This is a genomic window from Streptomyces polygonati (genome assembly GCF_042650325.1).
GTDB classification, from domain to species: domain Bacteria; phylum Actinomycetota; class Actinomycetes; order Streptomycetales; family Streptomycetaceae; genus Actinacidiphila; species Actinacidiphila polygonati.
In genome coordinates, this window is record NZ_JBHSBB010000022.1 from 55538 (window position 1) to 69393 (window position 13856).

The 13856-nt window shown below is 69.9% G+C and carries 12 protein-coding genes; 3 read left to right on the forward strand and 9 right to left on the reverse strand.

Going from position 1 to position 13856, the window contains the following annotated elements; all coding sequences use genetic code 11:
- Positions 1–2 precede the first annotated feature (2 nt).
- From ACFO3J_RS27725 to panB, 4 genes are all read right to left on the reverse strand, one after another.
- Entirely contained in the window at positions 3–686 is a 684-nt protein-coding gene (locus ACFO3J_RS27725) for an anti-sigma factor family protein (RefSeq protein ID WP_386434832.1), read from the reverse strand.
- Positions 683–1177: a sigma-70 family RNA polymerase sigma factor gene (locus ACFO3J_RS27730; protein WP_386435017.1), complete on the reverse strand. Its 495-nt coding sequence runs from the start codon at positions 1175–1177 to the stop codon at positions 683–685. The genes ACFO3J_RS27725 and ACFO3J_RS27730 overlap by 4 nt, the downstream gene beginning before the upstream one ends.
- Before the next feature lie 131 nt (positions 1178–1308).
- Complete coding sequence (locus ACFO3J_RS27735) at positions 1309–1923, reverse strand: COG4315 family predicted lipoprotein (protein ID WP_386434835.1); 615 nt, start codon at positions 1921–1923, stop codon at positions 1309–1311.
- A 180-nt stretch (positions 1924–2103) separates the two neighbouring features.
- Positions 2104–2982, reverse strand: coding sequence for a 3-methyl-2-oxobutanoate hydroxymethyltransferase (gene panB, locus ACFO3J_RS27740; protein ID WP_386434837.1), 879 nt, complete (start codon positions 2980–2982; stop codon positions 2104–2106).
- Positions 2983–3199: 217 nt separating this feature from the next.
- On the opposite strand from panB, the gene ACFO3J_RS27745 reads away from it, so the two are divergent.
- The 3 genes from ACFO3J_RS27745 (at position 3200) to ACFO3J_RS27755 (ending at position 6666) form a co-directional block, all read left to right on the forward strand.
- Positions 3200–4792 (forward strand): MFS transporter, encoded by a 1593-nt coding sequence (locus ACFO3J_RS27745; RefSeq protein ID WP_386434840.1) that lies wholly within the window; start codon positions 3200–3202, stop codon positions 4790–4792.
- Complete coding sequence (locus ACFO3J_RS27750) at positions 4789–5421, forward strand: TetR/AcrR family transcriptional regulator (RefSeq protein ID WP_386434843.1); 633 nt, start codon at positions 4789–4791, stop codon at positions 5419–5421. Before ACFO3J_RS27745 ends, ACFO3J_RS27750 begins: the two co-directional genes overlap by 4 nt.
- A gap of 324 nt (positions 5422–5745) precedes the next feature.
- Positions 5746–6666 (forward strand): endonuclease/exonuclease/phosphatase family protein, encoded by a 921-nt coding sequence (locus ACFO3J_RS27755; RefSeq protein ID WP_386435020.1) that lies wholly within the window; start codon positions 5746–5748, stop codon positions 6664–6666.
- A gap of 20 nt (positions 6667–6686) precedes the next feature.
- Here ACFO3J_RS27755 and ACFO3J_RS27760 read toward each other — a convergent pair whose 3' ends face one another.
- The 5 genes from ACFO3J_RS27760 to ACFO3J_RS27780 all read right to left on the reverse strand — a co-directional run bounded on the left by ACFO3J_RS27760 (position 6687) and on the right by ACFO3J_RS27780 (position 13847).
- Positions 6687–8447, reverse strand: coding sequence for an NAD+ synthase (locus tag ACFO3J_RS27760; protein WP_386434846.1), 1761 nt, complete (start codon positions 8445–8447; stop codon positions 6687–6689).
- Positions 8448–8707: 260 nt separating this feature from the next.
- A complete protein-coding gene (locus ACFO3J_RS27765) occupies positions 8708–10348 on the reverse strand; it encodes a glycoside hydrolase family 13 protein (RefSeq protein WP_386434849.1) in 1641 nt (546 codons plus the stop codon).
- A gap of 129 nt (positions 10349–10477) precedes the next feature.
- On the reverse strand, positions 10478–11371 hold the full coding sequence (locus ACFO3J_RS27770; protein WP_386434851.1) for a carbohydrate ABC transporter permease: 894 nt from the start codon (positions 11369–11371) through the stop codon (positions 10478–10480).
- A gap of 13 nt (positions 11372–11384) precedes the next feature.
- Positions 11385–12338, reverse strand: coding sequence for a carbohydrate ABC transporter permease (locus ACFO3J_RS27775; RefSeq protein WP_386434854.1), 954 nt, complete (start codon positions 12336–12338; stop codon positions 11385–11387).
- 87 nt (positions 12339–12425) lie between these two features.
- Entirely contained in the window at positions 12426–13847 is a 1422-nt protein-coding gene (locus ACFO3J_RS27780) for an extracellular solute-binding protein (protein WP_386434856.1), read from the reverse strand.
- Positions 13848–13856: the final 9 nt, after the last annotated feature.

Consider the following 13856-nt stretch of genomic DNA (forward strand, 5'->3'; position numbering starts at 1 on the left):
TCCTAGGTCGGCACGCTGACCAGCAGGTTTCCAGCCGAGGTGCGGACGTCGAAGTGGTTGATCGCGGACTCGTGCAGCCCGGAGGCGCCGTGCACGATGAGCGGCTTGCGATGCGCGTCGGTGCCGTAGCCGGCGTCGGGGACGGACCAGGTGGCGACCGTCTGGTGGCTGCCGTCCTTGCCGACCGCGACCAGGCTGCAGGTGAGCGGGCCGCTCACTCCGGTCAGCTTCAGGTCGACCACGCTGCCCCAGCCCTTGTCCGTGAGCCCCACCACGGCGGAGGCCCCGGTGGCGGGATTGCTGGCGGAGTGCTGGTCGGCCGAGAAGGTGGCCTGCGCGATCGGGCGGGTGGTGTGGCCGCCGCTGTCGGTGGCGAGCACCGCGACGGTGGGACCGCCGACCACCAGCACCGCCGCCACTGCCACCGCCACCAGCCGGCGCCGCCCGCGGGTCCGGCGCTCGCCGGCCACCTGCCGCAGCAGCCGGTCCAGCAGCGCGTCACCGGGTGGTTCCACGAAGCCGATGCCGTCCCCGCGCAGCTCTTCGAGCACCGGGACCACGCCCATCAGCTCGTCCAGCTGCACACCGCACTCTTCGCAGTCGGTCAGATGCTCCTCGAACCTGGTCATCTCGTCGTCCTCCAGCGCCCCGAGCAGATAGGCGCCCACATCGACATGCGGGTTCATGAGGTGGTCACCCCTCTCTCCTCCAGCGCGTTCCGCAGAGCGCGCAGTGCGTAGAAGACCCGGGACCGGACGGTGCCGGCCGGGAGTCCCAGTTCGTCGGCCGCCTCATTCACCGTACGGCCCCGGAAGTAGGTCTGGACAAGAGCTTCCCGGTGGGCCGCCGACAGGTCCTGCAAGGCGTCCGAGATGGTCATCAGGCGCAGTGAGCGCTCCAGCTCGTCCTGGGCCGGAAGCTGCTCCAGGGCGGCGGGGGAGGTCTCCTGCGGACGGGACTGCTTGCTGCGGTGGCCGTCGATCACGATCCGCCGGGCCACCGTCACCAGCCAGGGCCGCAGGCTGCGGGCCGCCGGGTCGAGGCTGGCCGCGCTCTTCCAGGCCCGCAGCAGCGTCTCCTGCACGATGTCCTCGGCCAGGAAGCGGTCGCCCGCGACCAGCCGGAGCACGTACGCGAACAGCGCACTGGCGTGTTCGCGGTACAGCGCCCGCATCATGTCTTCCTCCGGCACCGCTTCCTGGGGTTCCAGGGGTTCCGGCGGTTCCGGCGGTCCGGGAGATCCGTCCACGGCGGCATCCTGCCCTACCTGCCGCCTGCGGTCGAGTTCGCGTGTAGCGGTCCGGGACATCAGTAGCCGTACGATCCGCCGCTCGAACCCGAGCCGGTGGTCGAGGACGTGGTCGAGGAGGAGCCCGCCGAGGACGACGACGCCTTGGCGCCGGCCGGGGTCACCGCCCACCAGATGCCGCCGACGCCCTGGCCGTTGGTGTCGCCGGCCTTGCTGTCCTGGGCGTAGGTGTAGAGCGGCCAGCCGTTCAGGGTGAGCTGCTTCTGGCCGTCCGTGCCGGTTATGGAGCCCAGCAGCTTCTGGTTCACGCCCTGGACCATGGCGGCGTCGGAGGCGGGCGCGGCCGGCCACAGCGCGGTGCACTGGCCGGTGCAGTGCGAGGCCGGGGGCTTGTTGGTGTCCATGTCGAAGCGGTAGAGCGTGAAGCCCTTGCCGTTCACCACGATCGTGCCGAGTGTGGCGTCGGACACGGTGTGCACCCCGGTCGCGCCGGAGGCCGAGCCGCCCGCGGCGGGCGCCGCCGGGGAGGGCGAGGAGGGCGAGGACGGGGCGGACGGCGAGGAAGAGGAGGAGGCCGACGACCCGGACGAGGACATGCAGGCCGACAGGGACAGGGCCAGGGACGCGGCGAATACGGCTCCGGTGGCCATCCGGCCGCGGTTGGAGAGGATCATGAGACTTCCCGTAGGTGCGAGGTACGGCGCCTCAGCGGCGCTCACCGGGACATACGGACCGGATCGCCGGTTGTCTCAAAATCTCCGCACCCAAAACGGAAAGACCGCAGATTTCCCCGCGCGGCGGTGCCCGGACCCTGGAGGGACGGGTCCGGGCACCGGGCCGGGGAGAGCGCGGGGTCAGTGGAAGGTGTGCTCCTCGGCCGGGAAGGCCGCGCCGACCACGTCGCCGGCGAAGGCGCGGGCCGCGTCGCCGAGGGTCTGGCGCAGGTTCGCGTACTGCTTGGTGAAGCGCGGCACCTTGCCCTCGGTCATCCCGGCCATGTCGGTCCACACCAGGACCTGGGCGTCGGTGTCGGGCCCGGCGCCGATCCCGATCACCGGGATCTGCAGCGAGCGGGTGATCTCGGCCGCCACCTCGGCCGGCACCAGCTCCAGGACCAGCGCGAAGGCGCCCGCGTTCTGCGCCGCCTTGGCGTCCCTGATCAGCCGGTCGGCGGCCTCGTCGCCGCGGCCCTGCACGCGGTAGCCGAGGGTGTTGAAGGACTGCGGGGTCAGACCCAGGTGGGCCATCACCGGGACGCCGGCCTCGACCAGGGTCTCGGTCTGCGCCAGCGAGCGCTCGCCGCCCTCCAGCTTGACCGCCCCGACCCCGGCCTCCTTGATCAGCCGGGTGGCGCTGCGCAGCGCCTGCACCGGGCCCTCCTGGTACGAGCCGAAGGTGAGGTCGGCCACGATCAGCGCCCGGCGGGTGCCGCGGACCACGGCGGCGGACAGCATCGCCATGTGGTCCAGGGTGACCGGGACGGTGGAGTCGTAGCCGAGGTGGACATTGCCCATCGAGTCGCCGACCAGCAGCACCGGGATGCCGGCCTCGTCGAAGACGGAGGCGGTCATCGCGTCGTAGGCGGTGAGCATGGGCCACTTCTCGCCCCGCTCCTTGGCGGCGCCGAGATCGCGCACGGTGATCCGGCGGGTGCCGGTGCCTCCGTAGAGCGCCTTGGGGTGGTCGGACCCGGAGCTGCCCGCGGTGGGCCGGGCAGCAGGAAGTTGCGTCATGATGACGGCTCCTTCATGTCATCTCGAGGCGCCCTCACGGCGTCCCCGGATCACCTCCATGCTGGCACGCCCCGCCGCGTTCGGAAAGGCGGCGGCGGAGAGACGCGGGGCACAGCCACGGCGGGCGCCCGTCCGGCGGTCGGCGCGGGCCCGTTTTTTACCCCAGCTTTACGATACGAGACGGTCCCGTATCGAAAATAAATCGTACGCTGACGCCATGGCCGAACCCATGACTCCCACCGTGTCTCCGGCGATCCACCGCCGCCGCTGGGCGATCCTCACCGTGCTGTTGCTCAGCCTGCTCGTCGTGGTGCTGGACAACTCGATCCTCAACGTAGCGATGAAAACCATCGCCCAGCCGTCACCCACCGGACTCGGGGCCACCCAGAGCCAGTTGGAATGGGCGATCAACTCGTACACGCTGGTCTTCGCCGGCCTGCTCTTCACCGCCGGGCTGCTCGGCGACCGGCTCGGCCGGAAGAAGGTGCTGCTGTTCGGCATGCTGGTCTTCGGGGCCGGTTCCGCGGCCTCGGCGATGGCCGGGTCCGCCGGCCAACTGATCGCCTACCGCGGCGTGATGGGCCTGGGCGGCGCCTTCATCATGCCCGCCACGCTGGCGATCATCATGAACGTCTTCGAGCGCGACGAGCAGCCGCGCGCCATCGGCATCTGGTCCGGCGTCGTCGGCCTGGCCATCGCGATCGGCCCGATCACCGGCGGCCTGCTGCTCCAGCACTTCTGGTGGGGCTCGGTCTTCCTGGTCAACGTGCCCATAGTGATCATCGGCCTGATCGCGATGTTCCTGCTGGTGCCCGACTCCCGCGACCCGCGCCCGGGCCGGCTCGACCCGGTCGGCGTGCTGACGTCCATCGCCGGCCTGGTGCTGCTGATCTACGGCATCATCAAGGGCGGCGAGTACGGCGACTTCACCCGGCCCGAGGTGTGGGCCACCTCGGTGGCCGGCCTGGCCGTCCTCGGCGGCTTCGTCTGGTACGAGTCCCGCAGCGAGCATCCGGCGCTGGACGTCCGCTACTTCAAGAATCGGCAGTTCTCCGCGTCGGTGGCCGCCATAGGCCTCATCTTCTTCGCGCTGATGGGCGTGACCTTCTTCATCGTCTTCTACACCCAGTCGGTACGCGGCTACAGCGCCCTGCAGTCCGGCCTGCTGCTGCTCCCGCTGGCCGCCGCCCAGATGGTCTTCGCGCCCCGGGCCCGGCTGCTGGTCGACCGGATCGGCGCCCGCGCGGTCTGCGCCGGCGGTATGGCGCTCACCGGGGTGTCCTTCCTCGGCTTCCTGCTGCTGGGCAGGTCCACCCCCATCTGGGTGCTGGAGGTGCTGTTCTTCCTGATGGGCGTCGCGATGGCGCACGTCATGCCGCCGGCCACCGTGATGATCATGTCCTCGCTGCCGCGCGAGAAGGCCGGCTCCGGCTCGGCGGTCAACAACACCTTCCGGCAGGTCGGCGGCGCGCTCGGCGTGGCCGTACTCGGCTCGGTGATGTCGACCGTCTACCGCGACGGCATCTCGGGCCACCTCGGTTCGCTGCCCGCCGACAAGCGGGCGGCGGCCGGTGAGTCCATCGAGGCCACCCTCGGTGTCGCCGAACGGCTGGGCGCCAAGGGCCAGGTGCTGGTCCAGCCCGCCAACGACGCCTTCCTGCACGCGATGCACATCACCGCCGCCGCCTCCGCCGGGGTCGCGCTGATCGGCGCGGTCGTGGCCGCGGTGTTCCTGCCCGCCAAGTCCGCCGCCCCCACCGCCACACCCGGCTCCCCGACGGAACGGGAAATGGCGGGTGTGGAGAGTTGATCCCGTCCGGTCCGGCGGACGGCCCGCCGGGAACGACCGCCGCGCGGCGCGGGCGTCCGCGCAACGCGGCGGTCGACCGCGCGGTCATCGACACCGTCGTGCGGCTGATCGCCGAGGGCACCACCTTCAGTGATCTGACCATCGAGGGCATCGCCCGGGAGGCCGGCGTCGGCAAGGCGACCGTCTACCGCCGCTGGGCGGGCAAGGACGCGCTGCTGCTCGACGTACTGGCCGAAGTGGACGGACCGCCGGACCTGAAGAGCAGCGGGGTGCTGCGCGACGACCTGATCGCGGCCGTCGAGTACATCCGGCTGCGCAGCCTCGCCAAGCGTGAATCGGCGCTGCTGCGCACGATGGTGGCGCAGGCGCAGAGCAACCCGGAGCTGTGGCGGCGCTATCACGACACGGTGGTGGCCGCCCGGCGCAGGATGCTGATGGACCTGCTGGAACGCGGCATCGAGGACGGGGAGATCTGCCGGCGGGCCGGCGCCGACCTGGACCTGCTGGCCGACATGGTGGTCGGTCCGGTGCTGGTACGGGCCACTTTGCGCCCCGACGCGCCGCTGGAGCCCGATCTCGCCGAGCGGGTGGTCGACACCCTGCTGGAGGGGATGCGCCCGCGCTCCTGAAGCCCCCACCGATGCTCCATCGATGCCGACGCCGGCCGCAGGTGTCGGCATCGCTTTCTTCTTGACCTGATTTGTACGAGTTGTGTCACAGCGGTCCCCTGCTTGGCCGCACCACGGAACCCACCGGCCCCCGCAGTCCGTCGCTACCTGTACCGATCCCCTAAGGTCGGCAGTGCACCCGGCAAGGCAGCGAGGATCCTCATGACCCAGGCGCAGAGCGGCACGGACGCGACCCAGGACGGCGGCGAGCAGCGGCGCCCGAACGCCTCAGGGGCGCGGCCACGTTTCGGCGCCCGCCTGATCCGGTGGTGGCAGCCGGCCGGCATGTGGCGGCGCGGCATCGTCACCGCCGTGTGCGCCGGGCTGCTGTCGCTGCTGCTGTTCTTCCACTCGGACGTGCCCAACCGGATCGGCAACCTCGGCAGCCTGCTGGAGACGTTCCTGCCCTGGCTCGGCCTGGCGGTGCCGGTGCTGCTCGCGGTGGCGCTGCTGCGGCGCTCGGCGACCGCGCTGATCGCCCTGCTCGTCCCGTCGTTGATCTGGCTGAATCTCTTCGGCGGCCAGCTCACCGACAAGTCCGCGGCCGGCGGCGACCTCAGCGTGCTCACCCACAACGTCAACGCCGGCAATCCCGACCCGGACGGCACCGCGCGGGACCTCGTCACGGCGGGCACCGACATCGTGGCGCTGGAGGAACTGGCCGAGAGCCAGGAGCCCCGCTACGCCAAGGATCTCGCGGCGGCGTATCCCTACCACGCGGTGGAGGGCACGGTCGGGCTGTGGAGCAAGTACCCGCTGAGCGGGGTGCGTCCGGTGGACATCAAGATCGGCTGGGTACGGGCCATGCGGGCGTCGGTCCGCACCCCGCACGGCCCGGTGGCGGTCTATGTGGCCCATCTGCCCTCGGTACGGGTGAAGTTCGACGCCGGCTTCACGGCCGGGCAGCGCGACAACGCCGCCGAGGCACTCGGTCAGGCCATCGCGGCCGAGCCCCTGCACAGCGTGGTGCTGCTCGGCGATCTCAACGGCACCATGAACGACCGGGCGCTGGCGGCGGTCACCTCGCAGATGCGCTCCACCCAGGGAGCGGCGGGCAACGGTGTCGGCTTCAGCTGGCCGGCCTCCTTCCCGATGGCCCGGATCGACCAGATCATGGTCAAGGGCATCGAGCCGCGCTCCTCCTGGACGCTGCCGAAGACGGGCAGCGACCATCTGCCGGTCGCCGCCCGCCTGCAACTGCCGTAAACCGCCGGGCGTCCGCGCGGCTACGAACCCTCGCCCTCGCGCCAGCGGTTGGTGATCGGCAGCCGGCGGTCCTTGCCGAAGCCCTTCGGCGAGATCTTGGTGCCCGGCGGGTACTGCCGCCGCTTGTACTCCGCGGTGTCGGTCAGCTTCAGCACCCGGGTGACCAGCTCCGCGTCGAAGCCCGCCGCCACGATCGCCTCCCGGCCCTGGTCGCGGTCCACATACAGCTCCAGCACCCGGTCCAGCACGTCGTAGTCCGGCAGCGAGTCGGAGTCCATCTGGCCGGGGCGCAGTTCGGCGCTCGGCGGCTTGCTGATCGAGTTCTCCGGGATCGGCGGGGTCTCGCCCTTGGCCAGCGCCGCCGCGTTGCGCCAGCGGGCCAGCCGGAAGACCGTCGTCTTGTAGACGTCCTTGATCGGGCCGTAGGCGCCCACCGAGTCGCCGTAGAGCGTCGAATAGCCCACCGCCAGCTCGCTCTTGTTGCCCGGCGCGAGCACGATGTGGCCCTCCTGGTTGGAGATGGCCATCAAGGTCACCCCGCGCGTCCGCGACTGGAGGTTCTCCTCGGCGAGGCCGGTCAGCTTCAGCGAGCCCATGTACGCGTCGAACATCGGGGCGATCGAGACCGTGCGCAGGTCCAGCCCGGTGCGGCGGGCCAGCTCGGCGGCGTCCCCCTTGGAGTGGTCCGAGGAGTACGCCGAGGGCATCGAGACGCCGTACACGTTCTGGGCGCCCACCGCGTCACAGGCGATGGCCGCGACCAGGGCCGAGTCGATGCCGCCGGACAGGCCGATCAGCACCGAGCGGAAGTGGTTCTTGCGGACGTACGCGCGCAGGCCCGTCACCAGGGCGGCGTACACCTCGGCGTCGTCGCCCAGCCGCTCGGCCTCGCCCCCGGTGTACTCGGGCTCGTACGGCGGCACCGGCTCCGCCGTGAGGGTGACGTGCTGGATCTCCAGGCCGTCGTCCACCCGCCCGGACGGCGCCTCGGCCGGGGCGGCCGGCAGCTCCAGGTCGAGGAGCAGGCACTCCTCGGCGAACTGCGGGGACCGGGCGATCACCTCGCCGCCCGCGGTGACCACGATCGTGTCGCCGTCGAAGACCAGCTCGTCCTGGCCGCCGACCATGGCCAGATACGCCAGCGTGCTGCCCGCCTCCCGGGCGCGCTTGCGGACCAGCTCCAGCCGGGTGTCGTCCTTGTCCCGCTCGTACGGCGAGGCGTTGATCGACAGCAGCAGCCCGGCGCCGGCCGAGCAGGCGGCCGGCACCCGGCCGCCGTCCTGCCACAGGTCCTCGCAGATCGCCAGCGCGACGTCCACGCCGCGGACCCGGATCACCGGCATGGTGTCGCCGGGCACGAAGTAGCGGAACTCGTCGAAGACGCCGTAGTTCGGCAGGTGGTGCTTGGCGAAGCGCAGCGCGACCTTGCCGCGGTGCAGGACGGCCGCGCAGTTCTGCGGGGCGCCGGCCGGCTGTCCGTAGCGCGGCTGGGCGTTCTCGCTGCGGCCCAGATACCCGACGACCACCGGCAGCTCGCCCAGCCCCTCGGCGGCCAGCCGCCCGGCCAGGTCCACCACCGCGGCCCGGCTGGCCTCCACGAACGAGGACCGCAACGCGAGATCCTCCACGGGGTAGCCGGTGAGCATCATCTCGGGAAACGCCACCAGGTGCGCGCCCTGGCCGGCGGCATACCGGGACCACCGCAGAACGCTTTCGCTGTTCCCGGCGATGTCACCGACGGTGGAGTCGATCTGATTCAGGGCAACACGAAGTTGGGGCACCTGGTCATTCTAATTCCGGCGGGGCTCGCGGCGCGGTGGCCGCCCGGTGCGGTGGCCGCCCGGCGGGGGTGCGGGCCGCGAGGGCGCGGGCCCGGCGCGGCGGGTCGGGGGAGGGCGGTTCCGGTCGTTCGCGGACCGCGGGCCGCCGTGGGCCGGTCGCGCAGTTCCCCGCGCCCCTGTAGGGCACCGCCCGGGTAGACGTGCCGCGCTCCCCGCGCCCTTGTGGGGCGCGGGGAGCGCGCGGAACGGCGGGGAATCGTTTACGGGCGGTACCAGACCGCCGTGTCGGAGGGGACGCGGCCGTCCTCCGCCAGGGAACCGCTGGTCAGGAGGATCTCCTCGTGGGCCGGCAGCTCCACCGGCTCCCCGGAGAGGTTCACCAGGCAGACGAACCGCTCGGAGCGGCCGAACACCAGCACGCCGGGGTCGGAGTCGAGCCAGCTGATGGGGCCGTCACCCAGGCCCGGCTCCTCCTTGCGGAGCCGCAGCGCCGCCCGGTAGAGCGACAGCATCGACGCCGGGTCGGCGGACTGGATCTCGGCCGTACGGGCCGCCCAGTCGGCCGGCTGCGGGAGCCACGGCTCGGTGGACCCCTCCGGGCTGAAGCCGAAGGGCGAGCTCGCGCCCGCCCACGGGATCGGCACCCGGCAGCCGTCGCGGCCCGGGTCGGTGCCGCCGGAGCGCAGGTACATCGGGTCCTGGAGCTTCTCGGTGGGGATGTCCTCCACCTCCGGCAGCCCCAGCTCCTCGCCCTGGTAGACGTAGACCGAGCCGGGCAGCGCCAGCGTCAGCAGCGCCGCCGCCCGCCCCCGGCGGGTGCCCAGCTCCAGGTCGGTGGGGACGCCGAACGCCTTGGTGGCGAAGTCGAACCCGGTGTCGGCGCGTCCGTAGCGCGTCACCGTACGCGTCACGTCGTGGTTGCACAGCACCCAGGTGGCGGGCGCGCCCACCGGCTCGTGCACGGCCAGCGTGGTGGTGATCGACGTACGCAGCCGGCCCGGCTCCCAGGGGCACGCCAGGAAGTCGAAGTTGAACGCCGTGTGCATCTCGTCGGGCCGCAGATAGTTCGCGAAGCGCACCGCGTCCGGCAGCCACACCTCGCCGACCAGGATGCGGGCGCCGTCGTAGGAGTCGGCGATCCGGCGCCAGCCGCGGTAGATCTCGTGCAGGTCGTCCCGGTCGATGTACGGATGCGGGGCGGCCGGGTCGTCGGACAGGTCGGGCAGCAGCGGGTCCTTGGAGACCATCGCGGCGGAGTCGATCCGCACCCCGCCGGCGCCGCGGTCGAACCAGAACCGCAGCACGTCCTCGTGCTCGGCGCGGACATCCGGATGGTCCCAGTTGAGGTCCGGCTGCTCGGAGTCGAAGAGGTTGAGGAACCAGTCGCCGGGCGTACCGTCCGGGTCGGTGGTGCGGGTCCAGGCCGGGCCGCCGAACTGCGACGGCCAGTTGTTGGGCGGCAGTTCGCCGTTCTCACCGCGGCCCGGGCGGAACCAGAACCGCTCCCTGGCCGCGCTGCCGGGTCCGGCCGCCAGTGCCTCGCGGAACCACGGGTGCGCCGCGGAGATGTGGTTCGGCACGATGTCGATGATGGTCTTGATGCCGAGCGACACCGCCTCGGAGATCAGCTTCTCGGCCTCCGCGAGCGTGCCGAACACCGGATCGATGTCCCGGTAGTCGGCCACGTCGTAGCCGCCGTCGGCCATCGGCGAGGGGTACCAGGGGTTGAACCACAGGGCATCGACGCCCAGCTCGGCCAGGTACGGCAGCCGGGACCGCACGCCGGCGAGATCACCGGTCCCGTCGCCGTTGCTGTCGGCGAAGCTCCGCGGGTAGACCTGGTAGATGACCGCGCCGCGCCACCAGTTCTCGTCGGCCTCGGGCTGAGGGGTGTCTGCCACGTCAACGTCCTTTCGGGCAGGTGGGACCCCGCCGCCGGCCCCGGATGGCGGGGATGTGGGCATGAGGGCCGGCGGCGGAGTGCTGATGGGTGGTGCGTTCGTCGGTGCGGGGAGTGCCGGAACGGCAGGTCAGCCCTTGAGGCTGCCGGCGGTCAGACCGGACATGATGTTGCGCTGGAAGAGCAGGAAGATCAGCAGGGTCGGTACGGCGGAGATGGCGAGCGCGGCGATGAGCACGTTCTCCGGGACGCCCTGCGAGAGCGAGTTGATGCCGATGTTGATCGGCTGCTGCTTCGGGTCGGGCTCCACCAGCATCGGCCAGAGGAAGTCCTTCCAGACGTTCACCACGGCGAAGATGGACACCACGCCGAGGATGGGCCGGGACATCGGCAGCACGATCGACCACAGGGTCCGCAGCGGGCTGGCGCCGTCGATCGCGGCCGCGTGCATCAGGTCCTCCGGGATGGAGTCGAAGAACCGCTTGAGCAGGAAGATGTTGAAGCCGTTGGCCACCGTCGGCAGCCAGATCGCCCACGGTGTGCCGATCAGGTTGAAGTGCACCACCGGCAGCTTCAGCACCGTCATGTACTGCGGCACGATCAGCACCGCCGCCGGGATCATCAAGGTGGCCAGCATGCCGCCCAGGATCAGCTTGCCGAACACCGGCCGGAGCTTGGAGATCGCGTAGGCCGCCGCCACGTCGAAGACGAGCTGGAAGGCGAGCGCGCCGAACGCGTAGTACAGCGTGTTGAAGAGCAGCCGGGCGATCTTCAGCTGGCTCCACGCGGTGTGGTAATTGCTGGGCTGCGGGTGCTTCGGGATGAAGGTGGGCGGATTCGCCACCACTTCCTGGGCGGATTTGAAACCGCCGATGACCATCCAGTACAGCGGGCCGAGGAAGACCAGCGTGAACACCGCGACGATCAGGGTGAGCACGGTCCAGTAGGCGATTCTCCCCTTGGGCCGGTTCAGCGCGGCCGAGGAGATGAGGGTGCGGTTCTGCGAGGAAAACGTCGCTGCCATGGTCCTGTCCGTCCTAGTCGCTGTTCCGGCTGAGCCGTGTGTAGATGCCGGAGAAGATGGCAAGTACCAGCAGCAGGAAGAGGCCGAGCGCCGCGGCGCTTCCGAAGTTGTTGTACCGGAACGCGTACTGGTAGACCATGTAGACGATGGTCATCGTGGAGTTCTCCGGGCCGTTGCCGCCGGTGAGCAGGAAGACGTTGGTGAACTCCTGCATGGTGGCCACGATCTGGAGCAGCAGCATCAGGGACAGCACCATCCGGGTCTGCGGGATGGTGACGTGCCAGATCTTGCCGAACAGACCGGCGCCGTCCAGGTCGGCGGCCTCGTAGAGCTCGCCGGGAATGTTCTGCAGCGCGGCCAGGTAGATGAGGGTGGCGCTGCCGAGGTTCATCCAGGTGGCGGCGATGACGACCGAGATCATCGCGGTGCTGGACGAGTCCAGGAATTGCGATGTCGGTAGGTGCAGGAACTTCAGGATGTGGTTGAACAGCCCGTAGTCCGGGTTGTAGAAGTACTTGAACAGCAGTACGCCGGCCACCGGCGGGAGCATGACCGGCAAGTAGACCAGAATGCGCAGGTAGGCCTGTGCGTGCTTGAGCTCATTGAGCACGATGGCTATCACGAACGGCACCGCGAAGCCGATCACCAGCGCCATGCCGGTGAACTCCGCGGTGTTCTTCCAGGCGGTCCAGAAGTAGGGGTCGTGATAGACGCGGTCGATGTTCTTCCAACCGACCCAGTGCGTCTCGCCGCGCTTTGTCTCCTGGAAGCTCATGATGAATTCGCGGACCATGGGGTACCACGAGAACATCAGGAAGCAGAGGAGCGCGCCGATGAGGAACCCATGGGCCTGGAGGTTTTGCCGGACTTTGCGGCTCAGGCCGTTCCGGGCGGCACCGCCGGCAGGACCGGAGGGGCGCCCGGCGTGGCGCTTGGTCAAATTCTCGGGGACGGTCGTCGCCGCCATGGGTGCTCCTCGACTGAATTCGGTACCGGAAGCCGATGCCGCCGCAGCGGGGACCGGTCGCCGACCGGCCCCCGCTGGGCTCCGCTGTTACTGGCTGGCGGCCAGCAACGAGTTGACCTGCGTCTCCGCGGTGGAGAGCAACTTGTCGATGTTGGCGCTCTTGTTGGTCAGAACACCCGACATCACGGTGTCGAGCACGGTGTAGATCTTCTGCGCGTTCGGCGGCTCGGGGAGCACCGGCACCTGCGCGTCGACATAGGTCTTGAAGTTGTCGACCGGGATGGTGGCGCTGGCCGTCTTGAGCGCGGTGTCCTGGTCCTTGGCGGCACCGGTGAAGAAGAACGGCTCCGGCAGACCGACGGGCAGGCCGTCCGTCTTGTTGCGGGCGTAGTTGAACTGGCCCTTGCCCAGGGTCAGGTACTTGAAGTTGACCCAGGCGATGCCGGCCTTGATCTGGTCCGGGGTGTCGCTCTTCTTGAACATGTAGTCGTTGCCGCCGAAGAGCGCGGTCTGGCCACCGGGGATCGGCGCCATGCCGAGGTCCTTGTAGTCGGCCTTGTACTGCTGGACGACCAGCGGGACGTCGTCGGGGGCGCCGACGTACATACCGATCTTGCCGGTGCCCATCGCCTTCTGGACGTCACCCCAGGCCAGACCCGGGGTGGCGGGCAGGCTCTTGTCGGTCCAGCGCATCTGCTGGAGCGTGGTCAGCACCGACTTGGTCTGGTCGTTGTTGAAGGCGGCCTTGGTGCCGTCGTCGCTCACGGCCTTGCTGCCGACACCGAACATCTCGGACACCAGGTGCCAACCACCCTGGTTGCCGCCGGCGTTCTCCATGAAGCCGTTGATGCCCTTGCTGCCCAGCTTGTCCTGGATGGTCTTGGCGTCGGTGCGGATCTCGGCCCACGTGGTCGGGGGCTTGTTGGGGTCCAGCCCGGCCTCGGTGAAGATCTTCCGGTTGTAGATCAGGCCCATCTGGTAGTTCGAGGTGGGCAGACCGTACAGCTTGCCGCCGTCCTTGAGGACGTTCAGCACACCGCTGTCGATGTTGTCGAGGTTCGGAATCGTCTTGGTGTTGACGTAGTCCGAGATGTCGGCGGCCTGACCGGAGTCCAGCACCTGCTGAAGGTCCGTCATGTACGAGTAGAACGTGTCGGTCTCGCTGCCCGCCTGGAGCTGGGCGGTGAACTTCGCCGGGTCCTCACAAGGGAAGGCGTCCTTGGAGTTGATCGTCACGTTCGGGTACGTCTTGTTGAACTCGGCGATGTCGTCGGTCCACTGCTTGCGCTCGGCCGCCTTGGTGGTCGGCGGCTCGCAGTCGACGCTGATGGAGACCTTGGTCTTCGGGTCCAAGGGAGTGGCGGCGCTGCTGCTGCTGTCCGCGGCGCTGCTCGTTGTCTTGCTTCCGCCGGAGCTGTCCTTGCTGTCGCTGGAGCACGCGGCGCCGGTCAAGCCGATACCTGCGACCAGTGCGACTGCCACCAGTCTCCGGTAGCCGTTTTTAGTCATCCTCTGATT